Annotated in this window: 19 protein-coding genes; 10 read left to right on the forward strand and 9 right to left on the reverse strand. The window is 49.7% G+C overall.

Going from position 1 to position 23,511, the window contains the following annotated elements; all coding sequences use genetic code 11:
• Nucleotides 1-6: 6 nt before the first annotated feature.
• Entirely contained in the window at nucleotides 7-2,121 is a 2,115-nt protein-coding gene (gene rlmKL, locus MUG06_RS07730; RefSeq protein ID WP_215847167.1) for a bifunctional 23S rRNA (guanine(2069)-N(7))-methyltransferase RlmK/23S rRNA (guanine(2445)-N(2))-methyltransferase RlmL, read from the reverse strand.
• Between the two features lie 110 nt (nucleotides 2,122-2,231).
• Here rlmKL and MUG06_RS07735 point away from each other — a divergent pair, with 110 nt between their 5' ends.
• Nucleotides 2,232-3,341 carry an MOSC N-terminal beta barrel domain-containing protein gene (locus tag MUG06_RS07735; protein WP_243078225.1) on the forward strand — a complete coding sequence of 370 codons (1,110 nt, stop codon included), beginning with the start codon at nucleotides 2,232-2,234 and terminating at the stop codon, nucleotides 3,339-3,341.
• Between the two features lie 5 nt (nucleotides 3,342-3,346).
• On the opposite strand, the gene MUG06_RS07740 is transcribed toward MUG06_RS07735, so the two are convergent.
• From MUG06_RS07740 to MUG06_RS07760, 5 genes are all read right to left on the reverse strand, one after another.
• Nucleotides 3,347-3,889 carry a cell division protein ZapC gene (locus MUG06_RS07740; RefSeq protein ID WP_215847169.1) on the reverse strand — a complete coding sequence of 181 codons (543 nt, stop codon included), beginning with the start codon at nucleotides 3,887-3,889 and terminating at the stop codon, nucleotides 3,347-3,349.
• A 151-nt stretch (nucleotides 3,890-4,040) separates the two neighbouring features.
• Entirely contained in the window at nucleotides 4,041-5,051 is a 1,011-nt protein-coding gene (pyrD, locus tag MUG06_RS07745) for a quinone-dependent dihydroorotate dehydrogenase (RefSeq protein WP_215847170.1), read from the reverse strand.
• 120 nt (nucleotides 5,052-5,171) lie between these two features.
• Nucleotides 5,172-6,179: a glycosyltransferase family 2 protein gene (locus MUG06_RS07750; protein WP_243078226.1), complete on the reverse strand. Its 1,008-nt coding sequence runs from the start codon at nucleotides 6,177-6,179 to the stop codon at nucleotides 5,172-5,174.
• Nucleotides 6,176-7,705 (reverse strand): oligosaccharide flippase family protein, encoded by a 1,530-nt coding sequence (locus MUG06_RS07755; RefSeq protein ID WP_215847172.1) that lies wholly within the window; start codon nucleotides 7,703-7,705, stop codon nucleotides 6,176-6,178. Before MUG06_RS07755 ends, MUG06_RS07750 begins: the two co-directional genes overlap by 4 nt.
• Before the next feature lie 87 nt (nucleotides 7,706-7,792).
• Nucleotides 7,793-8,647 (reverse strand): hypothetical protein, encoded by an 855-nt coding sequence (locus tag MUG06_RS07760; RefSeq protein WP_243078227.1) that lies wholly within the window; start codon nucleotides 8,645-8,647, stop codon nucleotides 7,793-7,795.
• 737 nt (nucleotides 8,648-9,384) lie between these two features.
• Between MUG06_RS07760 and ssuE the strand changes: the two genes are divergently transcribed.
• Genes ssuE through ssuB form a run of 5 tightly spaced genes read left to right on the forward strand, consistent with a single transcriptional unit; the run spans nucleotide 9,385 to nucleotide 13,647 of the window.
• The gene (gene ssuE, locus MUG06_RS07765) at nucleotides 9,385-9,936 is read left to right on the forward strand and encodes an NADPH-dependent FMN reductase (protein ID WP_215847174.1); all 552 of its coding nucleotides are present in this window, start codon (nucleotides 9,385-9,387) and stop codon (nucleotides 9,934-9,936) included.
• Between the two features lie 10 nt (nucleotides 9,937-9,946).
• Nucleotides 9,947-10,900: a sulfonate ABC transporter substrate-binding protein gene (locus MUG06_RS07770; RefSeq protein WP_243078228.1), complete on the forward strand. Its 954-nt coding sequence runs from the start codon at nucleotides 9,947-9,949 to the stop codon at nucleotides 10,898-10,900.
• A gap of 11 nt (nucleotides 10,901-10,911) precedes the next feature.
• Nucleotides 10,912-12,060, forward strand: coding sequence for an FMNH2-dependent alkanesulfonate monooxygenase (ssuD, locus tag MUG06_RS07775; RefSeq protein ID WP_243078229.1), 1,149 nt, complete (start codon nucleotides 10,912-10,914; stop codon nucleotides 12,058-12,060).
• A gap of 10 nt (nucleotides 12,061-12,070) precedes the next feature.
• Nucleotides 12,071-12,862, forward strand: coding sequence for an aliphatic sulfonate ABC transporter permease SsuC (gene ssuC / locus MUG06_RS07780; RefSeq protein ID WP_243078230.1), 792 nt, complete (start codon nucleotides 12,071-12,073; stop codon nucleotides 12,860-12,862).
• Nucleotides 12,859-13,647, forward strand: a complete 789-nt coding sequence (gene ssuB, locus MUG06_RS07785; protein WP_243078231.1) for an aliphatic sulfonates ABC transporter ATP-binding protein — start codon at nucleotides 12,859-12,861, stop codon at nucleotides 13,645-13,647. The genes ssuC and ssuB overlap by 4 nt, the downstream gene beginning before the upstream one ends.
• A gap of 47 nt (nucleotides 13,648-13,694) precedes the next feature.
• On the opposite strand, the gene pepN is transcribed toward ssuB, so the two are convergent.
• On the reverse strand, nucleotides 13,695-16,310 hold the full coding sequence (gene pepN / locus MUG06_RS07790) for an aminopeptidase N (RefSeq protein WP_243078232.1): 2,616 nt from the start codon (nucleotides 16,308-16,310) through the stop codon (nucleotides 13,695-13,697).
• Between the two features lie 227 nt (nucleotides 16,311-16,537).
• On the opposite strand from pepN, the gene pncB reads away from it, so the two are divergent.
• The 4 genes from pncB (at nucleotide 16,538) to MUG06_RS07810 (ending at nucleotide 22,136) form a co-directional block, all read left to right on the forward strand.
• The gene (gene pncB, locus MUG06_RS07795) at nucleotides 16,538-17,758 is read left to right on the forward strand and encodes a nicotinate phosphoribosyltransferase (RefSeq protein WP_243078515.1); all 1,221 of its coding nucleotides are present in this window, start codon (nucleotides 16,538-16,540) and stop codon (nucleotides 17,756-17,758) included.
• A gap of 157 nt (nucleotides 17,759-17,915) precedes the next feature.
• Nucleotides 17,916-19,316 (forward strand): asparagine--tRNA ligase, encoded by a 1,401-nt coding sequence (gene asnS, locus MUG06_RS07800; RefSeq protein WP_243078233.1) that lies wholly within the window; start codon nucleotides 17,916-17,918, stop codon nucleotides 19,314-19,316.
• Nucleotides 19,317-19,617: 301 nt separating this feature from the next.
• Nucleotides 19,618-20,724, forward strand: a complete 1,107-nt coding sequence (gene ompF / locus MUG06_RS07805; protein WP_279233926.1) for a porin OmpF — start codon at nucleotides 19,618-19,620, stop codon at nucleotides 20,722-20,724.
• A gap of 221 nt (nucleotides 20,725-20,945) precedes the next feature.
• The gene (locus MUG06_RS07810; protein ID WP_215847177.1) at nucleotides 20,946-22,136 is read left to right on the forward strand and encodes an amino acid aminotransferase; all 1,191 of its coding nucleotides are present in this window, start codon (nucleotides 20,946-20,948) and stop codon (nucleotides 22,134-22,136) included.
• 57 nt (nucleotides 22,137-22,193) lie between these two features.
• Here MUG06_RS07810 and MUG06_RS07815 read toward each other — a convergent pair whose 3' ends face one another.
• Nucleotides 22,194-22,823, reverse strand: coding sequence for an MBL fold metallo-hydrolase (locus MUG06_RS07815; protein WP_215847178.1), 630 nt, complete (start codon nucleotides 22,821-22,823; stop codon nucleotides 22,194-22,196).
• A gap of 35 nt (nucleotides 22,824-22,858) precedes the next feature.
• A complete protein-coding gene (locus MUG06_RS07820; protein WP_215847179.1) occupies nucleotides 22,859-23,410 on the reverse strand; it encodes a YcbK family protein in 552 nt (183 codons plus the stop codon).
• Nucleotides 23,411-23,511: the final 101 nt, after the last annotated feature.

Consider the following 23,511-nt stretch of genomic DNA (forward strand, 5'->3'; position numbering starts at 1 on the left):
GTAAACTTATTCCTTACCGGCGTGAGTGATCAGCCAGCAGTTGTGTATATGACGGTTACGCGCGAAATCCTGCGACTGGGTTTTCTGGGTGATATCCTGCGCTTGCAGACCTAATTCTTTCAGCCCTTCCAGATCCATTTTGAAACCACGTTTATTGTTCGAGAACATGATGGTGCCGCCCCGACGCAGCAGGCGTTTTAAATTACGCATCAACATCATGTGATCGCGCTGCACGTCGAAGCTTTCTTCCATGCGTTTGGAGTTAGAGAAGGTCGGCGGATCAATAAAGATCAGATCAAAGTTCTCATCACTTTCGTTCAGCCAGCTCAGACAATCTGCCTGCATCAGGCGATGCTGACGTCCAGTCAGGCCGTTCAGGCGCAGGTTACGTTCTGCCCACTCCAGATAGGTACGTGACATATCAACTGTGGTAGTAGAACGTGCGCCACCCAGTCCGGCGTGAACGCTGGCGGTGCCGGTATAAGCAAACAGATTAAGGAAATCCTTGCCCTGACTCATTTGGCCCAGCATCTTACGCGCGATGCGGTGATCGAGGAACAGGCCGGTGTCGAGATAATCAGTCAGGTTTACCCAGAAGCGCGCATTAAATTCCTGCACCTCAAAGTAATCGCCCTTTTCGCTTAGCTTCTGATACTGCGCTTTGCCTTTCTGACGTTCACGCGTTTTCAGGATCAGGCGATCTGCTGGCAGTTCCAGCACGGTCAGCGTCGCGCTGATCACGTCAAAGAGACGTTGGCGTGCTTTATTCGGATCGATAGTTTTCGGTGGTGCATATTCCTGAATAATGACCCAATCGGCGTAGCGATCGACGGCTACGTTATAGTCTGGCAGATCGGCATCATAAATGCGGTAGCTTTCAATTTTTTCCTGACGCGCCCACTTCTCAAGCTTCTTGAGGTTTTTGCGCAAGCGGTTCGCATAATCTTCGGCAATCTGGTTAGCGCTTTCGCTGCTGTTAACCGCCAGCTGATAGTTTTTCTGTACGCAGTCCAATGGGCCGTTTTTAGCTTTGAACTGACGATCGGCACGCAGTTGCAAGCAGCTCAGCAGTTCGGGCGAGGCGCTAAACAGCGACAAATTCCAGCCACCAAAGTGCTGCTTCATAATACGGCCAAGCTGGCTGTGCAGCGCAATCAACGCCGGTTCACTATCCAGTCGCTCACCATAAGGCGGGTTGCTCAAAACCGTGCCGTGAACCTCTGCTGGCAGCGGATTTTTCAGCTTCAACAAATCTTGTTGGCCAAAGGTAAACAGCTCGAATACGCCCGCGCGACGAGCGTTCGCCTGTGCCCATTCCAATACTCGTCCGTTGTTGTCGTAACCAAAGAAACGCGCTTCGGTGGCTGCGGTACCGGCGCGAGCACGCGTTTGGGCTTCAGTTTTTACTTCAGACCACAATGCCGCGTTGAACTGGCTCCAGGCGGTAAAGCCCCAGTGTTTGCGCAGCAGACCCGGCGCGCGATCGCTGGCGATTAAAGCCGCTTCAATCAACAGCGTACCGGAACCGCACATGGGGTCGATCAACGGCGTAGTCGGCTGCCAGCCAGAACGCAGTACAATCGCAGCCGCAAGGTTTTCTTTAAGCGGCGCCTGACCCGTTTGCTGACGATAGCCACGCTGATGCAGCGAACTGCCGCTGAGATCCAGCGCAATACTGGCACGATCGTTATTCAACCAGACGTTGATACGAATATCCGCCTGTTCACGGTCAACGTTAGGACGTTCCAGATTTTTGCGGGTGAAACTGTCAACAATGGCGTCTTTAACTTTCAATGCACCAAACTGACTATTACGGATCGCATCATTGGTGCCGCTGAAATGCACCACGAAGGTTTTGTCGCTACCAAACATGGTTGTCCAGTCAACGCTCTGCACGCCAAGGTAGAGATCGAGATCGCTGTAGACACCAAACTCGCCCAGCGGCAGCAGAATACGCGACGCCAGACGGCTCCACATCAGGCTTTGATACATGATGCGGTCATCAGCTTCGAAGTGAACGCCTCCCTGCACCACTTGCAAATCTTGCGCGCCCAGCGCGTCTAGCTCACTTTTTAACAGCTCTTCGAGCCCACGCGCCGTGCTGGCAAACAGAGAATTCATATCGTCACTTCTTACTCTTGAGAAAATTGTTGCGCATTATAGCGAATCAGAGACCTATGTCATAAAGTTAGCTTCTTTTGTCTTTCGCGCCTGGTTTCAAGGAGAACACCATGATCACGCTTTCCCGCTTATTTATTCATCCTGTTAAGTCGATGCGCGGATTGCACCTCTCACACGCGCAGGTTCTGGAGAGCGGATTGGCGTTTGATCGCATCTTCATGTTGACCGAACCGAATGGCACCTTCATTACTGCGCGTCAGTATCCTGAGATGGTGCGTTTTACACCGGCAATATTACCGGATGGGCTGTTTCTACAAGCCCCGGATGGAAGCCAGTCGCTGATTCGCTTTAGTGATTTTGCCCCGCAGGAAAAACCTACCGAGGTGTGGGGCAACCATTTTACCTCACGGATTGCGCCGGATACCATTAATCAGTGGTTAAGCGGCTTCTTTCCGCGTGAGGTAGAGTTGCGCTGGATAGGCGCGCAGCCTTCTCGCCGGGTCAAAAACTTCGCAACCGTGCCGCTGGGTTTCGCCGATGGTTACCCTTTCTTGCTGATCAACAGTGCTTCTTTACACGATTTGCAACAGCGATCGCCTGCCAGCGTGCGCATAGAACAATTTCGCCCCAATTTGGTGGTGAATGGTGCGGCAGCCTGGGATGAAGATAACTGGGCTGAACTGCAGGTCGGGGGCGTAACGTTTGAAGTGCCGAAACCTTGTAGCCGCTGCATTTTTACCACCGTGAGCCCAGAGAGCGGCCGCAAACATCCTGATGGTCAGCCCCTCGCCACATTACAGCGCTTCCGTAGTGCGCAAGATGGCAGCGGCGACATCGATTTTGGTCTTAACCTGGTTGCCCGCAACAGCGGCATTATTCGCGTAGGCGATGAAGTGACGGTGACAAAACGCCATACGCCGCGCGCTTATGGTGCGGGAGCCGTTGTGCAAACGCTAAAGCCGCAGCGGCAGGCAAAAGCGGAACTCACTATTGACTATCAAGGGCAACAATTTAGCGGTGACAATCAGCAGGTTCTGCTGGAGCAGCTCGAGATGCAGGGTTTCCGCATTCCCTATTCGTGTCGGGCAGGCTTGTGTGGCAGCTGTAAAATGACGTTGGTTTCAGGCGAGGTCAAAGCGTTGAAGCAGAGTGCCATTCGCAGTGATGGCACCATTTTGAGTTGTAGCTGTATCCCGGCGGGAAATATCGAACTGGCTTAACGCAATTACACCGCGCGAGCGTAGCGCGGTGCAATTTCCTGTTGCTGCGGCTGCAAACGGTCGTTCATCACCTTGATTGCATCCCCCAATACCATGCCTTTACCGGCGAGTGTTAAGGCAGGTTGCGCCAGCAGACAGAGTGCCGCGTTATCACCGTTTTCAACCACCAGCAAACGTGCTTGCTCACCGCTGTCAGCCAACGTCACTTCCACTATTTCACCCATGGCTGGCTGCACACTTTGCTGGCAGCTGGAAAAATGCCAACTTTTAGGCATCAGCGGTTTAAGGAAGCGTGCGGCAACCAATGCATTCAATACTAGTTCGGCGCGTTGATTATGGCTTAATTCACTGTGACGACACTTCTCTTCAAAAGTGAAATAAAGCGCGGCGTCATCGACGCAAAAGCCTGATTCGTTGAATGCATCGGGTGTGAGCATTTTGCGGGAATAACGGGAACGAAAAAGCATACCGTCTGCCAGATCAAGCATCATCCGGTCATGGTCAGCGTCAAAATACCAACGCCAGTTGTCATCAGGTTTGATTTTCATGGAGTGCCCTGTAGTAAACCGCTGTGTCTAATTACGCGAAAAAGTGCGAAATAAATGACATAAGGAAAAGCTGAAAAGCGCGTAACAGGCCAAAATATAAACGAGCCGAAGGGAGAAATAAACCCCCCGGCGCTATATTGTGAGAATTGTCTTAGAGATGGGTCACGATATCTTTAATTAACCCCGGCCCTTTATAGATAAAGCCAGAATAAATTTGAACTAAGGTTGCACCGGCCGCCATTTTTTCACGTGCTGCCGTCAGGGAATCAATACCGCCAACACCAATAATCGGTAAGCTTCCTTTCAGCTCTTGTGACAGGCGTTGGATCACCGCAGTGCTGCGCGACTGCACAGGACGCCCGCTCAACCCACCCGCCTCGTCACAATATTTCAGCCCGCTGACCAGTGATCGATCAAGCGTTGTATTGGTGGCAATGACACCATCAATTTGGTGACGTATTAAACTGTCCGCAACCTGCACCAACTCCTCTTCGGAAAGATCTGGGGCAATTTTTACGGCCACTGGGACATATTTAAGGTGACGCTGCTCTAGCTCTTTTTGTTTTGCTTTAATCGCCGAAAGTAGATCATCTAACGCTTCGCCATATTGTAAAGTGCGTAAACCGGGCGTATTAGGCGAAGAGATATTAATGGCGATGTAGCCAGCATGGGCATACACCTTTTCCATGCAAATCAGATAATCGTCTTTGCCCTGCTCAACCGGCGTGTCTTTATTTTTACCAATATTAATGCCGAGGATGCCATTAAACCGCGCCTTTTTGACATTCTCTACCAGATGATCGACACCCAGATTATTAAAGCCCATGCGATTGATAATCCCTTCCGCCTGGATTAAACGAAACATACGCGGTTTATCATTACCGGCCTGTGCTCGCGGCGTTACCGTTCCCACTTCCACAAAGCCAAAGCCCATGGCCGCAAAAGCATCAATACATTCCGCATTTTTATCAAGGCCGGCTGCAAGACCCAGCGGGTTTTTGAAGGTCAATCCCATGCAAGTTACCGGACGGGAGGGCAGATTCTGGCGAATCAATGCTTCCAGCGGTGTGCCACTGATAAAACGCAATTGCTGAAAGGTGAGTTCGTGTGCGCGCTCGGGATCGAGCTTAAATAGCGCCGGACGGACGATAGGATAAAGCATGCACTCTCCTGAAGGGCGGAAGCGATCGTGAAAGTCAGTGCACGGGTAAATGTGCGCCAGAATGGTAAAGTGCTCTGGCGCAAAAGTAAATTTATCCTGTGCAACTGAATTTGATCAATATCAGCGCTTAGGTGAGTAGCGGGACAATCGATTGCGGCAAGCCTGGAGTCCCACGAAAAGCGTTGGGCAATACCACAAAAGTTTCATGCGCGGATTTTGTTGAGTGACTTTGCGTACCAGGCGTTCAACCGGTGCGCGCCAGACAGCAGGAATTTGCATAGTGTTCTTACGAATCTGACTTAAGCATCCCTGCATTATTGTTTGATAATAATCATCCAGTAATTCCTCATCGATTTCTAATCCCTGGTTTTTTAAAAAAGTTTCACTGCTTTCGCGAGCGATAAAGTAATTTTCAATCCAAGAAAAATCTCGCGTACTTTGCGACAAGGAACTTAGCAAAAAACGTTTGTAATAGTAGCTCTGGCTAGTGAGATAAATTTGGTTAGCCTGCATATAAAGCGCAAACATATAGGGCGCGTCTTCGTGATTTTGAATCGATAAAAAACCGATAGATAATCGATTAATCAGCTCGCGCGAAATAATACTGCTCCAGACCACACGATGAGCCGACTGCGATTTCATCAGTTTCATCAATGTATCACTGCCACCCGACAGCAAGCCGCTGATATGACGCTGATGAATCAACTGATATTCCCGCTGATAGGCTGGCAGGTCAAAAAACATCTTTGCCCCGAAACAGAACAGCTCAATGCTTGAATGGCGAGCCTTCACGCGGCGAAAATCAGCAAACAGTTCGGTTGAAACAAAATCATCTGCGTCCATGAAATAGATGTAGTCGCCGCTTGCGGCGGCTAATCCCTTCATTCGTGCAGCACTCACTCCGCTGCGCTCGTTACGAAGCAAGGTAACGTGTGGATGGCGCGCTGCCAGATCGGTTAACCATTCAACGCTGCCATCTGTTGAACCATCATCAATAACAATGATTTCTTCAGGGGGTGAGGACTGGCGCAACAGTGAAGTCATAGCTTCAGCCAACCAAGGTTTGCAATTCCAGTTCGGCACAATCACTGATACCGTAGGGCCATCGCGTGAAGTCAGCATTGTCATCCTCTTCCCTCCAGGTTAAATCTCTTGAGCAAAGGCGTTTTCAAACGCTTAATCACCAGGCTGTGCAGCAGACAACACACCGATAAATTTACCAAGCCAATCAGCCCAAGCCACAGCAGATTGATCCAACGATTTTGATTCCACTCAATGGGAAGTAACGTGCTGAGCCAGGCAATCAGTGCTGATACGGCCCAGACCATCATTACATCACGTGTTAACCAGGAAAAATGAATGCCTGGTGCAAATCGCCGATGCACCAACCATGCCCATCCTGTGAGATAGAAAACATTCTGTCCTAGCCATAACCAACCGGTGCCCAACGCGCCAAAATGGACCGCTGACCAGATATTGAGGGGAACCAACACGATGGCAAAGAAAGTGAAACCTTTCATATGCAGCTTAAGATTACCGTTCACATATTGCAGATGATAGAGCAACCCACATATTGCTTGAATACCACTTCCTAACGCATACAGGCTGAGAATAAATGACATCTCATCAACTATCTGCTGCTTCTGGGTCCATGCCCAAAGCAAGGGGCCTGCGTAAAACGCGATAGTTATACTGAGCGGTGCCATAAAGATAGAAACGGCTTGGGTGGTGTAGCGGTAGAGCTTCAAAGATTCAGTGTCGCCGCTGCCTGAACGCGTTTTCATTCCTGTCATGCGGGGCACAATAGCCTGCATAATTGGGCTACTAAGCAGTAAAATACCCGTGGCGGCTGTAGCGACAACAGTAAACGAACCGTATTCGCTCAGTGGCAGGGTTTTAGAGAGTACCAGCCGATCAATTTGCGAAATAAATGTCCATACAGCACTAGAAAACGCCGCGCTCAGCGCGAAACGTAAGAAAGGTTTCAGCACCTCTTTAAGATCTTCACGTTTCTCTTGGCGCGCTTCGCGTGGAACAAGTTGGCACGCCTTATAAATACAGCATGCGGCTTCCACCACTGAAACCAACAATTGCCAGAAAAAGAAAGTCAGGACGGGATTAGGGAAAATTTGTATGACGAGAACGGCACCGAAAGTGCGTAAGGTCGTAATGATTAAGTTAACGCCGTTCAGCCAGACTTGATGCTCAAACCCAACAATAACGCTGCGATAAGGACTGGTGCGCCAACGTATAGCTGCAGTAATCACCATAATACCCACGGCCATCACTACATCATTTGCAGGAAGATGTTTAGCATCCAGCCAATGGGTAGCAATCCACGGCGTCGCAAGCCAGCCCAGCACCACAAGCAACAACGTTGAAATCAGAAAGAACTTCGTCAGGGCAGCAAAGAGCGATGGAAACCAAACAAACTCTTTCTGGTTTGCACGATAGCGTGCAGCTTCACGCATCAATGTTGTCGAAACGCCTGCATCAAGCAATTGCAGCCACGTCAATAGAATTGAAAAAAAGCCAACTAACCCGTAGGCTTCCATTCCAAGATGTTGAATATAAAGAGGGACAACTAAAATACCAGACAGTGTCAGGTAAATCTGGCCGATATAATTAGCAATAGCATTACGTTTAATTGACATAATTTTTAATGGTGTCTGGCTTACTTTCCTAGTATGCATAAGCGTGACATAAAAATATTCGCTCGCCCAGCGGGCTAATTCTTAAAATTAAAACTGGTACTGTGGTTGTAGCTTTCTTCTCAGTTTCATTAATGTGAAAAATATGACAGGTTGTTTCAGCATTAATTTTTCCCAATAATTTCTGGCTTTCATTTTATCGCCAAAATAATCGATTGCATGTTGAACATTAGCGGAAAGTTGACGCTGTTGTGAGCATTCGTCACGCATTAACTGCGTTAAAGCATGACGTAAATAAATTTCTCTAACGTGATTTTTTTCAGGGATAAATTGTGTCAGTCTCGTTAATCTTTCATAGTCTGAAATAAATTGTTGGTAGGAAACAGGGTGCTTTAATCCCGTTTGGGCGTTCATTGGGGATTCATTAACAGACTGTTGTACAACCCAAACCGACTGGGTATTTAACAACCCCATCAACATGACATCCTGCAAAGTTGTTTCTTTACTAAATTCTCTTAGTTGCGCTGCGCGCAGTACCACGGCGAACAAATCATGTTGCCATAAACCTTGTTCATGTAATTTTTGAAACAAGGCAGAAGAGTTTTGTAATCCCTGCGGCAATGCATTTTTAACCAGTGAAATCAGGTAACAGTTGAGTTCTGGCAGCGTGTCACTAAGGCTAGCAATCTCTTTTAAAAGATTTTCAGGCAGCGCATACGCCTCTGGACAAATCACTATAAAATCATCGTCATCCGGCGTGCCATTAGAGAAAATATACCCTGCGCTGCTGCTTTTATTCGCGATATATCTTCCACTGGGCAGGCTCTTTTGAAGCCAGTAGCATCCTATCGGTGACTGAGAGGCTGACAACTGTTTCGTACTCAACGTTGAAAGTAGCGTTTCATCATTATTATTGCTGTGTTGTGCATCTAAAGATTTCCCCATGATCATCTCCCTTAAGATGTGGGCGGACATTGATAAAATAAAGCGTCGCAAAATGCTATTATTTATGAAGGCTAACTTTTCTTATCAAATTTTTAATTCAGTCAGCTTCAACTAATTATAAACAGCAACAAAATAACGAAAAGATAAATATTACTTCATTAAAGTAACAGTAATGATTCATTGTTCAGTCTTGTTTCACACTCTTTAATAGAAACAGGGAAAAATTCATCAACACTTGTTACCAAACTTAATAAGGTTAGTTTTATTTTTTTGATATTGTAATCAATCAGGCAGAAAATCGGGCGCAAAATTAAGGCAGACGTGACACATTAACGCTACTCTCTTGCTGGCAGAAATCTGTTCCGATGAGTTAACCTTGCCAATTACCCTATTGCTATCAATGGCATTTGCGCTTTTTATGCCCTGAAATTTAGATCGTGACAACGTTTATCTTATACAGCTATTGGAATTAACGTTATTCATTAACTCAACTGATGACTAACGCACCTTAACTTATTTATTAGTTGAACGCTGAAACGCTATCATTTACCACTTTTCAGATAAAACTTAAAAAACATCAATTCGCGTCCCCCTTCATTTATATTTACCGCCCAATCCCGATTTTCAACAATCAATTGCCAGATAAATCATTTAAGACCCACCGCTTGCTCTGCCAGGATGAACGCATCAGTTCTCAACAATAGATAATCAATAACTTTTAGTTATAAGGAGTAGCGATGCGCGTTATTACGCTGGCGGGTAGCCCTCGATTTCCTTCACGTTCGACTTCTCTCCTTACGCTCTGCCAGCACAAGCTGGAAGCACGAGGTGTCGAGGTGATTCCATGGAACATCCATAACTTTCAGCCAGACGATTTGATCAATGCGCGCTTCGATGCGCCCGCTTTATTGGCACTGCGTGAAGATTTGCTGGAAGCGGATGGCTTGATTGTTGCGACACCTATTTATAAAGCCTCTTTTTCAGGTGCACTGAAAACGCTGCTTGACCTGTTGCCAGAGCGTGCGCTGGAACACAAAGTGGTTTTACCTCTCGCCAGCGGCGGCAGTCAGGGACACATGTTGGCGATGGATTACGCGCTCAAGCCGGTGCTGAATGCGCTAAAAGCGCAAGAAATTCTGCATGGCGTTTACGCAGAAGATAGCCAAATTACCCATTACGATCGTCAACCTGAACTGTATGCGCCGTTGGCTCAACGCCTTGATGAAGCCGTTGAATCATTTTGGTTGGCGCTGACACGCCACCGACACCCCGTTGCTCAGGCTGTATAAGGAAGAACAGATGAAAAGGCGTGTAGGAATATGGCTCACCACCGCGCTGTTATTCGCGGGTTTGCAGACGCAGGCCGCTGAACAAGATCCGGCACAGTTTCGCGTGGGTTACCAAAAGGGATCGGTCAGCATGGTGCTGGCAAAAACGCATCAGATGTTAGAGCAACGTTTTCCTCACACTAAAATTCAGTGGGTAGAGTTTCCGGCAGGACCGCAAATGCTGGAAGCGTTGAATGTTAACAGTATTGATTTAGGCAGTACCGGCGACATTCCACCGCTGTTTGCCCAAGCTGCTGGCGCGGACTTGCTCTATGTTGGCTCAGAGCCGCCAAAGCCACAGGCAGAAGTGATTCTGGTGGCGAATAACAGCCCACTGAAAAACGTGGCCGACCTAAAAGGCAAAAAGGTCGCCTTTCAAAAAGGCTCCAGCTCGCACAATTTATTGCTGCGTGCGCTTGAGCAAGCCGGATTGAGTTTCAACGATATCCAGCCGATTTATTTGACGCCAGCCGATGCACGTGCCGCTTTTCAGCAAGGTGATGTAGACGCGTGGGCAATTTGGGATCCCTACTACTCCGCTGCGTTGCTGCAAGGGAATGTTCACGTTCTGGTCGATGGTAGCAAGCTGAACCAAACCGGCTCCTTCTATTTGGCTACGCGTAAATTCACCGAAACGCACGGTGACTTTGTACAACACGTTTTGAAAACCTTCAGTGACGCCGATGCATTAACCCTCAGCCAGCGCCAGCAAAGCACTGAATTACTCTCTAAAGCCATGGGCTTGCCAGAACCGGTGATTGCCAGCTACCTCAGTCATCGCCCGCCCACCACTATTACACCGGTTAGCGCTAAAACCGCTGCAGCCCAGCAGCAAACCGCTGACCTGTTTTATGCCAATCATCTGATGCCAGTAAAAGTGTCGATCAAAGATCGCATCTGGCAACCGCATGCCGTTACGCAATAAGGAGTGAAAACATGAGCGTTTCCGTATTTTGGTTTCTGCCGACGCATGGCGATGGTCGCTATCTTGGTACTGCTGAGGGTGCTCGCCCTGTCGATCACGCTTATTTACAGCAAGTTGCGCAAGCGGCCGATCGCCTCGGCTTCGGTGGCGTGCTGATTCCCACCGGACGCTCCTGCGAAGATGCGTGGTTGGTTGCAGCCTCACTGATCCCTGTCACCCAGCGCTTGCGCTTTCTGGTGGCGCTGCGTCCAGGTGTGATCTCGCCTACTCAGGCGGCGCGTCAGGCAGCCACATTGGATCGCCTGTCAAACGGTCGTGCGCTGTTTAATCTTGTTACCGGCGGCGATCCTGAAGAGTTAGCCGGCGACGGCGTGTTCCTCGACCATCGTGAACGCTATGTTGAATCAGCGGAATTTACCCGCGTCTGGCGCCGGGTGCTCGAAGGCGAAACCGTCGACTATGAAGGCAAATACGTTAACGTACGCGGTGCGCGTCTGATGTTTAAACCGGTGCAGCAACCTCGTCCACCGCTGTGGTTTGGAGGATCGTCAGATGCTGCCCAAGACCTGGCTGCAGAACAGGTTGATGTGTATCTGACGTGGGGCGAGCCTCCCGCGCAGGTGAAAGAAAAAATTGAGCAGGTGCGTGCCAAAGCGGCGGCACAGGGCCGCAAAGTGCGCTTCGGTATTCGTTTACATGTGATTGTGCGCGAAACCAACGAAGAAGCCTGGCAGGCCGCTGATAAGCTGATCGCCAATGTGGATGATGCCACTATCGCTAAAGCTCAGGCTGCGTTCCAGCGCGCTGACTCTATCGGGCAACGTCGCATGGCAGCGCTTCATGGTGGACGTCGTGACAAGCTGGAGATCAGTCCTAACTTGTGGGCGGGTGTCGGTTTGGTTCGCAGTGGCGCAGGCACCGCGCTGGTGGGCGATGGACCAACGGTCGCTGCACGCATGAAGGAATATGAAGAGTTAGGCATCGAAACGTTCATTCTTTCTGGCTATCCACATCTGGAAGAAGCCTATCGCGTTGGCGAGTTGCTGTTCCCGCATCTCGATTTGAACGTGCCGCTGGTGCCGCAACCTCGCGTAGTACAAGCGCATGGTGAAGCGGTAGCCAATGATTTTACCCCTGAGAAAAAAGCAGCGCAGGGCTGAGGAGAGCATCATGGCGAAAGTCAGTAAACGCATATCGAATCAGCTGGTGCCGTGGCTGCTGCCCGCCCTGCTGATTGTAATGTGGCAAATCGCGTCGCAAACCGGCTTGTTATCAACGCGCATTCTGCCGTCACCCGAAAATATTGTTATCACTTTTTACAACCTCGCCGCCAGCGGTGAGCTGTGGCAACACCTTGCTATCAGCGGCTGGCGTGCTGCCATCGGTTTTAGTATTGGTGGTTCGATTGGTTTGATACTCGGTTTGATTACCGGCACCTCGCGTACTGGCGAGCGCCTTTTAGATACCTCAGTGCAGATGTTACGTAACGTCCCGCATCTGGCGCTGATTCCGCTGGTGATTTTGTGGTTCGGTATTGATGAAGCGGCGAAAATTTTTCTGGTCGCCTTGGGCACGCTGTTCCCGATTTACCTGAATACTTATCACGGCATTCGCAATATTGATCGCGGATTAGTGGAAATGGCTCGCAGTTACGGTTTGTCAGGTTGGAGCCTGTTTATTCAGGTGATTCTGCCCGGTGCTCTTCCTAACATCATGGTTGGCGTGCGCTTCGCGCTTGGCCTGATGTGGCTGACGCTGATCGTGGCTGAAACCATTTCAGCGAACTCAGGTATCGGCTATCTGGCAATGAACGCGCGCGAATTTTTGCAAACTGATGTGGTGGTAGTCGCCATCATTCTCTATGCCCTGCTCGGTAAGCTAGCCGATGTCACTGCGCAGCTGTTAGAGCGCGTCTGGCTGCGCTGGCATCCGGCTTATCAACTGAAGGAGGAGAACGCATGAGTCATACCCTTCCCCCAGCGCGCCTCAATACCGGTACACCCGTTGGCGTCAATGCGGTCAGCAAACACTATGGCAACCGCACCATTCTGAATAACATTGATTTGCACATTCCCTCCGGCCAGTTCGTGGCGGTAGTAGGTCGCAGCGGCTGCGGTAAGAGTACGTTGCTGCGTTTGCTTGCCGGGCTGGAACAAACTTCCAGCGGACAGCTACTGGCGGGCAATGCGCCGTTACATTCGGCACGCGAAGATACGCGCCTGATGTTTCAGGATGCACGCCTGCTGCCGTGGAAAAAAGTGATCGATAATGTCGGACTTGGCCTGCGCGGCCGCGAATGGCGCAGCGCAGCGATGGAAGCCCTTGAAGCCGTTGGCCTGGCTGAACGCGCTAATGATTGGCCAGCCGCCTTGTCAGGTGGTCAAAAGCAGCGTGTTGCGCTGGCGCGTGCGTTGATTCATCGACCTGGGTTGTTACTGCTGGATGAGCCGCTGGGCGCGCTGGATGCATTAACGCGTATCGAAATGCAGGGATTGATTGAATCGCTGTGGCAGCAACATCACTTTACCGTGCTGCTGGTGACCCATGACGTCAGTGAAGCGGTGGCAATGGCGGATCGTGTTTTGTTGATTGAGGAAGGTCAGATTGGATTGGATTTACTGGTCGATCTGCCGCGTCCGCGCCGTCGTGGTTCTGCGCGACTGGCTGAACTGGAGGCGGAAGTGCTGGATCGTGTAATGCGACGTGGGGAGAGCGATCAACCGGTACGTTACGCTCAGCAGCGCTAAAAAACGGCGGGTTTATGCACGTAGTGGCAAAACCCGCCGTTTCATTATCAGGCGTTCAACGCTTTAGCGATCTTCTCGTACAGATCGCCAGAAAGCTTATCCAACCCTTTCAGCTGCTCCAGCGCCTTGCGCATCAGCGCCTGGCGATCGGCATCGTAACGCTTCAGACGAATCAACGGTTCAATCATGCGCGCCGCGACCTGTGGATTGCGAGTATTGAGATCGGTCAGCATTTCTGTCAGGAACTGATAACCGCTGCCATCTTTATTATGGAAAGCTGACGGATTGCCTGAAGCGAAGGCGCCAATCAAAGCACGAATACGGTTTGGGTTGCCCATCGTGAATGACCGATGCTGCAACAGCGCACGCACTTTCGTCAAAACATCCGCCGCTGGACTGGTGGCTTGCAGCATGAACCACTTGTCCATCACCAAACCATCATGATGCCAGCGCTCGTCGTAAGCCGCTAACAGCGCTTCGCGACAAGGTAACTGCGCCGATACGGCAGCAGACAACGCAGCCAGCGAATCAGTCATATTGGTGGCCTGCTGATATTGTGCCTGAACCAGCTTATCCGCCAGTTCCACCTCGCTAAAGGCGAGATAATTCAGGCAGACATTTTTCAGCGTACGCTGACCGATAGCTGCGTGTTCAATTCGGTATTCACTTTGCTGATTCGCGTTGTATACCGCAAAGAACTCATCGGCCAACTCTTTCGCCAGCGTGCGCTGCAGCGCTTCACGCACCACGGTAATCGCCTGAGGATCAATAACCTCAAATAGCTCAGCGATTTCATTTTCACTGGGTAGCGACAGAATCAGCGCCGTCAGCGCCGGATCGGCGTGAGTATCAAGCAGCACCGCACGGAAAGCATCAGCCACATGCAGCGGCAGCGACAGCGGCTGGCCTTGCTGGTGACGCGACACATTCAGGCGAATGTAAGTAGCGAGCAAGCTTTGCGCAGCATCCCAGCGAGAAAAATCATTACGCGCATGGCGCATCAGAAACGTCAGTTGCGCATCGCTCCATTTGTAATCGAGCTTCACGGGCGCAGAGAATTCTCGCAGCAGCGACGGCACTGGCTGGAAGTAGACGTTATCAAAAATAAAAGTCTGGAACTCTTCAGTGATGTTCAACACGTTATGCACCGGATAACCATTGTGCTGCAACGGAATCACTTTACCTTCGCTATCGTAGAGTTCGATATCGAGTGGAATGTGCAGCGGCAGCTTCTCTTTTTGATCGGCGGTTGCTGGCGTGTGTTGCGTAACGTGAAGTGTGTATTGTTCCATTTCTGGATTGTAATCGTCGCGTACCGTCAGCACCGGCGTACCCGACTGGCTGTACCAGCGGCGGAACTGTGACAAATCGACATTGGATGCATCTTCCATTGCCTGCACGAAGTCATCGCACGTTGCTGCGCTGCCATCATGACGATCAAAATAGAGCTGCATGCCTTTCTGGAAATTTTCTTCGCCCAGCAAGGTGTGCATCATACGGATCACCTCTGAACCCTTTTCATACACCGTTAAGGTGTAGAAGTTGTTCATTTCGATCACTTGCTCAGGACGAATCGGATGCGCCATTGGGCTGGCATCTTCAGCAAACTGCGCACCACGCATAATGCGCACATTGTCGATACGGTTTACCGCGCGTGAGCCGAGATCAGAGCTGAACTCTTGATCGCGGAAGACGGTTAAGCCCTCTTTGAGGCTCAGCTGGAACCAGTCGCGGCAGGTTACGCGGTTGCCGGTCCAGTTATGGAAATATTCGTGGCCAATCACCGCCTCAATGCCGAGATAATCTTTATCGGTCGCGGTTTCTGCTTTGGCTAAAACATATTTGGAGTTGAAGACATTCAGCCCCTTGTTCTCCATTGCGCCCATGTTGAAGAAATCCACTGCGACGATCATAAAGATGTCGAGGTCATATTCGAGACCAAAGCGTTCCTCATCCCATTTCATGCTGTTTTTCAGCGAGATCATCGCCCAGTCAGCACGATCAAGGTTGCCGCGATCAACGAAGATCTCCAGCGCAACATCACGACCTGAACGGGTTTTGAAACTATCGCGCAGCACGTCGAAATCACCTGCCACCAGCGCAAACAGATAACAGGGTTTTGGGAAGGGATCTTGCCATTTTACCCAATGACGACCTTGTGCATCACGTCCGCTGTCAACGCGGTTGCCATTTGACAGCAGGAACGGATAACGCTCGCCATCAGCAATAATGGTGGTAGTGAAACGCGCCAGCACATCTGGGCGATCGAGATACCAGGTAATATGTCGGAAACCTTCCGCTTCACATTGGGTGCAGAGTGCTTCGCCTGATTTGTATAATCCTTCCAGCGCAGTATTTTGGTCAGGATGAATATCATTGATGATTTTCAGCGTGAAACTTTCAGGCAGCTGATTGAGCACCAATACGCCTTCATCTTCATGATATGCGGTCCACGGTTGCCCATTCACTTCAAGCGCAATCAGCGTAAGCGATTCGCCATCCAGACGCAGTTCAGCCTGGCTGTCACCCAAACGTTTTACCTGGCTGATCGCCGTCACGCGCGTGGTGGTGGCATCCAGCTCAAACGTCAGATCGATATCGGTGATGGTGTAATCTGGCGCACGGTAATCGTGGCGATTTTTAATTTGTGGCTGTTGCGTCATATTCCGTCTCGCATTGTTATAGGTTTACCGCCAAAGTCTAAGCTTGTTACTACAAGCTTGCCACGCACAATGCACGCATTGGCAAAAATCGCTACAATTCATTAACAATGGCACAGATTAGTCTCGACCTGCAGCCTTGAAATATGCTGTGATTGGCCTCAGTTACTGATTTATACTTTTGCGTCTTTATGACTTTTATCACACCGGGCTCTGCGCCACCGAACAGGATGCTGAAACGCGCCATGACAGGACATGCTTCCCCGATACTGACCTCATTGCTGGATACCGATGCGTATAAGCTCCATATGCAGCAAGCGGTTTTCCACCGCTATCATGACATAACGGTGGCGGCCGAGTTTCGCTGCCGTGGTGACGAACTGCTGGGTTTTTACGCTGATGAGATCCGTGAAGCGATTAACGCAATGCAGGCGCTAACGCTCAGCGATGATGAATATGCCTGGCTGGCTAGCCTTCCCTTCTTCCAGACCGACTATCTCGACTGGCTGCGAAATTTCCGCTACAACCCCGCTCAGGTCGAGGTGCGTAATCATCACGGCAAACTGGATATTCGTATTCAGGGCGCATGGCGCGAAGTGATTATGTGGGAAGTGCCGCTGTTGGCGTTGATCAGTGAAGTGGTACATCGTCATCGCACCCCGCAAATCGGCACACAGCAGGCTGTCGATCATTTACATATTAAGCTGGATGCGTTTAAACAGCAGGTTTCTGACCTGGATATGTCACGTTTCCGTCTAATGGATTTCGGCACCCGCCGTCGCTATTCGCAAGATGTTCAGCAATCCATCGTCAGTACCCTCAAGCAGGATTTCCCTTGGCTGGTAGGCACCAGCAATTACGATTTGGCGCGTCGTCTGGATTTGACGCCGGTCGGCACGCAAGCACATGAATGGTTCCAGGCATTTCAACAAATCAGTCCGGTTTTGGCTAACAGCCAGCGTGCGGCTCTGCAAGCATGGCTCGATGAGTATGATGGCCAGTTGGGAATAGCCCTGACCGATTGCATCGCCATGGACGCCTTCTTGCGCGATTTTGGTCTGACATTCGCTCGCCGTTATCAGGGATTGCGCCATGACTCAGGCGATCCCGTTGAATGGGGTGAAAAAGCGATTGCCCATTATCAAAAACTGGGTATTGATCCGCAAAGCAAAACGTTGGTCTTCTCAGATAACCTTAATCTGGATAAAGCACTGGCGCTGTATCGCCATTTTGGCCAACGCGCCAATGTGGTATTTGGGATTGGTACTCGCCTGACATGTGATATTCCTGGCGTGACACCGCTCAATATCGTGATCAAATTAGTGGAGTGCAACGGTAAACCGGTTGCCAAACTTTCTGATAGTCCGGGCAAAACCATTTGTCAGGATAAAGCCTTCGTCAGAGCCTTAAGAAAAGCCTTCGATTTGCCGCTGGTGAAAAAAGCCAGTTAAGCGTCCTCTTATCGGGGCGTTGATCCGCCCCACTTCTGCTGTAATAAATCTGCATTCCCCCGGAATTTTGCTTGTTTCCTGTTTAGCCGCAAGTAACATAGCAAAACCCCGGATGGGGCAACTTTTTTACTCACTTCTTCTATATAGAGAGATATTTATGAGCGTAGTGCCTGTAGCGGATGTATTGCACGGTCGCGTCGCGGTTGACAGTGAAGTCACCGTACGTGGTTGGGTGCGTACCCGCAGAGATTCAAAAGCCGGTCTTTCCTTCATCGCCGTTTATGACGGTTCCTGCTTTAATCCCGTTCAGGCTGTCGTCAATAATTCTCTGAATAATTATGAGAATGAAGTGCTGCGTCTGACCACAGGTTGTTCCGTGATTGTTACCGGAACCGTTGTGGCTTCCCCAGGCCAAGGCCAGGCATTTGAGATTCAGGCGACCAAACTTGAGGTAGTGGGCTGGGTTGAAGATCCAGACAGCTACCCCATGGCGGCTAAACGTCACAGTATCGAATACCTGCGTGAAGTCGCGCACTTGCGTCCGCGCACCAATCTGATTGGTGCCGTTGCGCGTGTTCGTCATACGCTGGCTCAGGCGCTGCATCGCTTCTTCCATGAAAATGGTTATTTTTGGGTGTCGACACCGCTGATTACGGCTTCCGATACTGAAGGCGCAGGCGAAATGTTCCGCGTCTCTACGTTAGATATGGAAAACCTGCCGCGTGACGATCAAGGCAAAGTTGACTTCAGCGAAGACTTTTTTGGCAAAGAAGCTTTCCTGACCGTATCAGGTCAGTTGAACGGCGAAACCTATGCTAGCGCGCTGTCAAAAATCTATACGTTTGGCCCGACCTTTCGTGCCGAAAACTCTAACACTAGCCGCCATTTGGCTGAGTTTTGGATGTTGGAGCCAGAAATCGCCTTTGCTTCACTTGATGATGCAGCGGCATTAGCAGAATCCATGCTTAAGTACGTGTTTAAAGCCGTCTTAGACGAGCGTGCTGATGATATGGCGTTCTTTGCTGAGCGTGTTGATAAAGATGCCGTAGATCGCTTACAGCGCTTCATCACCACTGATTTTGCTCAGGTCGACTATACCGACGCCGTCAATATTCTGATGAGCTGTGGTGAAACTTTCGAGAACCCGGTTTCATGGGGTATCGATCTCTCTTCCGAACACGAACGCTATTTGGCTGAGAAACATTTTAAAGCGCCAGTTGTAGTGAAAAACTATCCGAAAGATATTAAAGCGTTCTATATGCGCCTTAACGATGACGGTAAAACTGTTGCGGCTATGGATGTTCTGGCACCGGGTATTGGTGAAATCATTGGCGGTTCACAGCGTGAAGAGCGTCTCGATGTGTTAGACGCACGTCTGGAAGAAATGGGTCTGAATAAAGAAGATTATTGGTGGTATCGTGACCTACGTCGCTACGGTACGGTTCCACATTCAGGTTTCGGATTAGGTTTCGAACGTTTAATCGCTTATGTCACCGGCGTACAAAATGTAAGAGACGTGATCGCGTTCCCACGTACTCCACGTAACGCGAGTTTCTAAGATTCTGCATTAATTATAAGAAATTCATATATATAAAGAGGTCGGCATCGCCGGCCTTTTTTTATTTTTGTAAATTTAGAGTTCCCTCACAAAGTTCCCCTAATTTTACATTTTGTAATACATACTTTCTTTCTGAAACAAGAATACGAGATTAGTAGCATTTTCGAGGTAGAATTACCGTCGGTGTGATGGAAAGATGCGTGCAGACACAGGAAGACACCAAACTTCTTTCAAGGTTCCCGTAAAGGTTTCTTGACGGCAGTGGCAGGTGTACGAATAACTCCAATGAGGGTAATAAATAATGATGAAGCGCAACATTCTTGCAGTGGTTATTCCAGCTCTGTTAGCTGCTGGTGCAGCAAATGCAGCAGAAATTTATAATAAAGACGGCAACAAACTGGATCTGTACGGTAAAGCTGTTGGTTTGCATTACTTCTCTGACAACGACGGCAATGACGGCGACAACACCTATGTTCGCTTCGGTTTCAAAGGTGAAACTCAGATTAATGACCAACTGACCGGTTTCGGCCAGTGGGAATACAACGTTCAGGCTAACAACTCTGAAGGCTCTGACGCACAAGACGGTAACAGAACCCGTCTGGGCTTTGCTGGTCTGAAATTCGGCGATGCTGGCTCAATCGACTACGGCCGTAACTACGGTGTGGTTTACGATGCAATCGGCTGGACCGATATGCTGCCAGAGTTCGGTGGCGACTCAGGATACTCAGATAACTTCATGAACGGTCGTAGCACCGGTCTGTTGACCTACCGCAACACCAACTTCTTTGGTCTGGTTGATGGTTGGGACTTCGCTGTTCAGTATCAGGGCAAAAACGAGCGTGACGAAGTACGTCGTTCAAATGGCGACGGCTGGGGCCTGTCAACCTCTTACACCTCACCAATCGGTCTGGGTGTTGTAGGTGGCTATAGCAGCAGCGATCGTACCGACGCTCAGGCAGCGGGTACTGTAGCGCAAGACGGCACTGTTGTAGGTCAAGGCAAGCGCGCTGAAAACTGGGCAACTGCAATTAAGTATGATGCCAACAACATTTACCTGGCAGCAATGTACGGTGAAACCCGTAACTCAACGCCAATTTCAATCGTAACTGGCCCAACTACCACTGGTCAGGCATTTGCTAACAAAGCGCAGAACTTTGAGGTGGTTGCACAGTACCAGTTCGACTTCGGTCTGCGTCCGTCCATCGCCTATGTTCAGTCTAAAGGCAAAGACATCGACGGTATCGGCGATGCTGACATCGTTAAATATATCGATGTGGGCGCAACCTACTACTTCAACAAAAACATGTCTACCTATGTGGACTATCAGATCAACCAGCTGGACGACAACAACCGTCTGGGTCTGAACACAGACGACACCGTCGCTCTGGGTCTGGTATACCAGTTCTAAGTTGAACTCAGAATTGCAAAAACGGAGCTTCGGCTCCGTTTTTTTATGTCTACTCTCTGCTCTTTCTTTACCTCGCTTATCACGTTTATTATTAGAATCTTAAATACTCTTATCCCTGATCGTTAAATTGTGAATTTATCTCGCAAACGGTTGGCTTTTGCTCTGCTCAGCGCTAACCTGAGAGCTCATTTTGCTAAAGTTCACGCTACTGGACCTGACTCATGTTTGAATCGATCTCTGCTGCACCCGCTGATCCTATTCTTGGACTGGCCGATCTGTTCCGCGCTGATGACCGCCCCCATAAAATTAATCTTGGTATTGGCGTCTACAAAGATGAAACCGGCAAAACGCCTGTTCTGACTAGCGTTAAAAAAGCCGAACAGTATCTGCTTGAGAATGAAACCACTAAAAACTATCTCAGCATTGATGGTTTGGCCGATTTCGCGCGCTGCACGCAGGAATTGCTGTTTGGCAAAGAGAATGCATTGATCACCTCAGGCCGCGCGCGTACTGCACAAACGCCTGGCGGTACAGGCGCACTGCGTGTAGCCGCAGATTTCCTTTCAACCCAAACCGCGGTGAAACGTATTTGGGTTAGCAATCCAAGCTGGCCGAACCATAAAAATGTGTTCAATGCTGCAGGCCTGGAAGTGTGTGAATACCACTATTACGATGCTGAAAACCACCAGTTGGATTTCGACGGTATGCTGGCATCCCTTAAAGAAGCCAAAGCGGGTGACGTAGTCCTGTTTCACGGCTGCTGTCACAACCCAACCGGTATCGATCCTACTGCAGAACAATGGCAGCAGCTGGCACAGCTTTCACACGCTAACGGCTGGCTGCCGCTGTTCGATTTTGCCTATCAGGGGTTCGCGCGTGGCCTGGATGAAGATGCTGAAGGTTTGCGCATTTTTGCGGCTTCGCATCAGGAGCTGATTGTTGCTAGCTCCTATTCGAAAAACTTCGGATTATACAATGAGCGCGTAGGGGCAATTACGCTGGTAGCAGCCGACGCTGCCGTGGCTGATACTACATTCAGCCAGGTTAAATATACCATTCGCGCCAACTATTCGAATCCACCCGCACACGGTGCTGCTGTTGTAGCGACCATTCTTGATAACGATGCTTTACGTACTATCTGGGAACAAGAGCTTTCAGATATGCGTCAACGTATTCAACGTATGCGCCATTTGTTTGTAAATACCCTGGCGGAGAAAGGTGCTCAGCGCGACTTTAGCTTTATCATCAAGCAGAACGGCATGTTTTCTTTCAGCGGACTGACTAAAGACCAGGTTATTCGCCTGCGCGAAGAGTTCGGGGTTTATGCCGTGAATTCAGGCCGAGTGAACGTAGCAGGCATGACACCAGATAATATGTCAGCGTTGTGTGAAGCGATTGTTGCTGTACTTTAAGCAGAATTAGCGTCATAAAAAAATGGGCCAAATGGCCCATTTTTTATTGCAGAAACGTTATTGCAGGAAAGGATTGCTCAGACGTTCTCTTCCCAACGTTGACGTCGCGCCATGCCCTGGCACAAATTCAACATCATCGCCTAATGGCAGCAATTTTGTTTTAATTGCCTCGATCAGATGCTGATGATTTCCCTGCGGGAAATCAGTGCGACCCACGCCACCATTAAAGATCACATCCCCTGAGATCAGTAATCGTCCAACACGATCAAAAAAGACGATGTGTCCCGGCGTATGGCCGGGGCAATGTAATATATCCAGCGTCACTAGACCTACCTGCACGCTGTCGCCCTCTTCCAGCCATCGATCGGGCGTAAAGGCAGCACAATCGTCCAGACCGAACATACGGCTTTGCAGCGGTAACGACGCTAACAGGAATGCATCCAGTTTTTGTGGTCCAATAATCGGAGCTGAGTAAAACGCTGCCAGTTCAGCCGCCGCGCCTACGTGATCCAGATGCCCATGCGTTAACAAGATCTGCGCAGGCTTTAAATTAAGCTGTTCAAGCGTTTGCTTGAGGGTAGATGCATCGCCACCCGGATCGACCAGCGCCGCTTCGCGCGTGGTTTCACACCAGATAACAGAGCAGTTCTGTGCAAACGCAGTAACAGGAATAATGTGGTATTTCATAACGCTCCATGACCGACACACGCAGCGTTGCCGGTTTACGACCAGTGCCTGACCGGCCCGGTATCAATGTGCACAAAGTTGCTGCGTGGGTAATATCCTACACCACCAGCGCGCATTGTTAATGCCGCTTTGCGTACATTGCTTAGCGCAATGCCTTCAATATGGAAATCCATCGCCTGGCCTTTGGTGTGATAGCTATGCTTGGCTACACCCGGCCCGCTTTCGCGCAACATATTGTTCGTTGATAAAGAACGATAGCCGGAAATCAGCTGAACCGGTTTACGCGTTTCCAGCAATGCTTGCAGACGGAAAATTTGATCAAACAGATGGGGATCAATGCTTTTTACTTTGTTAGCGCGGAAATCGCGAAAGAAATGGTTCAAGCGCGATAACTCATCCTTGTCGTAACTTTTCCCGTTGAAAAACTCAGTTTTCAACGTTTCGCCAGTGTGCAGATTGTTGAGCGTCAATACACGTGGACGAGAAGTTGAAAGTGAGGCCCTTGCGGATGTCGGCAACAATGCCAGACCTGCGGCTGCGCTTCCGCAAAGCAGTAATTTACGACGAAAAGAATCAATATTAGACATGTAACGTGTTACCTGAGAGTGAAAGCTTAGAAATGTGCAAAAAGCGCACAAGGCCGAACCTTAACTTTCTCTCAAAGGATCGTCAACCCGTGACAAGGGAG

Origin of the sequence: Pantoea sp. MQR6, assembly GCF_022761075.1 — a bacterium.
In the GTDB taxonomy this organism is placed as follows: Bacteria; Pseudomonadota; Gammaproteobacteria; order Enterobacterales; family Enterobacteriaceae; genus Pantoea; species Pantoea phytostimulans.

Bases quoted from the DNA above. Each gene is read 5' to 3' on its own strand.
- rlmKL (WP_215847167.1), bottom strand. From the start codon at position 2,121: ATGAATTCTCTGTTTGCCAGCACGGCGCGTGGGCTCGAAGAGCTGTTA.
- MUG06_RS07735 (WP_243078225.1), top strand. From the start codon at position 2,232: ATGATCACGCTTTCCCGCTTATTTATTCATCCTGTTAAGTCGATGCGC.
- MUG06_RS07740 (WP_215847169.1), bottom strand. From the start codon at position 3,889: ATGAAAATCAAACCTGATGACAACTGGCGTTGGTATTTTGACGCTGAC.
- pyrD (WP_215847170.1), bottom strand. From the start codon at position 5,051: ATGCTTTATCCTATCGTCCGTCCGGCGCTATTTAAGCTCGATCCCGAG.
- MUG06_RS07750 (WP_243078226.1), bottom strand. From the start codon at position 6,179: ATGACAATGCTGACTTCACGCGATGGCCCTACGGTATCAGTGATTGTG.
- MUG06_RS07755 (WP_215847172.1), bottom strand. From the start codon at position 7,705: ATGTCAATTAAACGTAATGCTATTGCTAATTATATCGGCCAGATTTAC.
- MUG06_RS07760 (WP_243078227.1), bottom strand. From the start codon at position 8,647: ATGGGGAAATCTTTAGATGCACAACACAGCAATAATAATGATGAAACG.
- ssuE (WP_215847174.1), top strand. From the start codon at position 9,385: ATGCGCGTTATTACGCTGGCGGGTAGCCCTCGATTTCCTTCACGTTCG.
- MUG06_RS07770 (WP_243078228.1), top strand. From the start codon at position 9,947: ATGAAAAGGCGTGTAGGAATATGGCTCACCACCGCGCTGTTATTCGCG.
- ssuD (WP_243078229.1), top strand. From the start codon at position 10,912: ATGAGCGTTTCCGTATTTTGGTTTCTGCCGACGCATGGCGATGGTCGC.
- ssuC (WP_243078230.1), top strand. From the start codon at position 12,071: ATGGCGAAAGTCAGTAAACGCATATCGAATCAGCTGGTGCCGTGGCTG.
- ssuB (WP_243078231.1), top strand. From the start codon at position 12,859: ATGAGTCATACCCTTCCCCCAGCGCGCCTCAATACCGGTACACCCGTT.
- pepN (WP_243078232.1), bottom strand. From the start codon at position 16,310: ATGACGCAACAGCCACAAATTAAAAATCGCCACGATTACCGTGCGCCA.
- pncB (WP_243078515.1), top strand. From the start codon at position 16,538: ATGCTGAAACGCGCCATGACAGGACATGCTTCCCCGATACTGACCTCA.
- asnS (WP_243078233.1), top strand. From the start codon at position 17,916: ATGAGCGTAGTGCCTGTAGCGGATGTATTGCACGGTCGCGTCGCGGTT.
- ompF (WP_279233926.1), top strand. From the start codon at position 19,618: ATGATGAAGCGCAACATTCTTGCAGTGGTTATTCCAGCTCTGTTAGCT.
- MUG06_RS07810 (WP_215847177.1), top strand. From the start codon at position 20,946: ATGTTTGAATCGATCTCTGCTGCACCCGCTGATCCTATTCTTGGACTG.
- MUG06_RS07815 (WP_215847178.1), bottom strand. From the start codon at position 22,823: ATGAAATACCACATTATTCCTGTTACTGCGTTTGCACAGAACTGCTCT.
- MUG06_RS07820 (WP_215847179.1), bottom strand. From the start codon at position 23,410: ATGTCTAATATTGATTCTTTTCGTCGTAAATTACTGCTTTGCGGAAGC.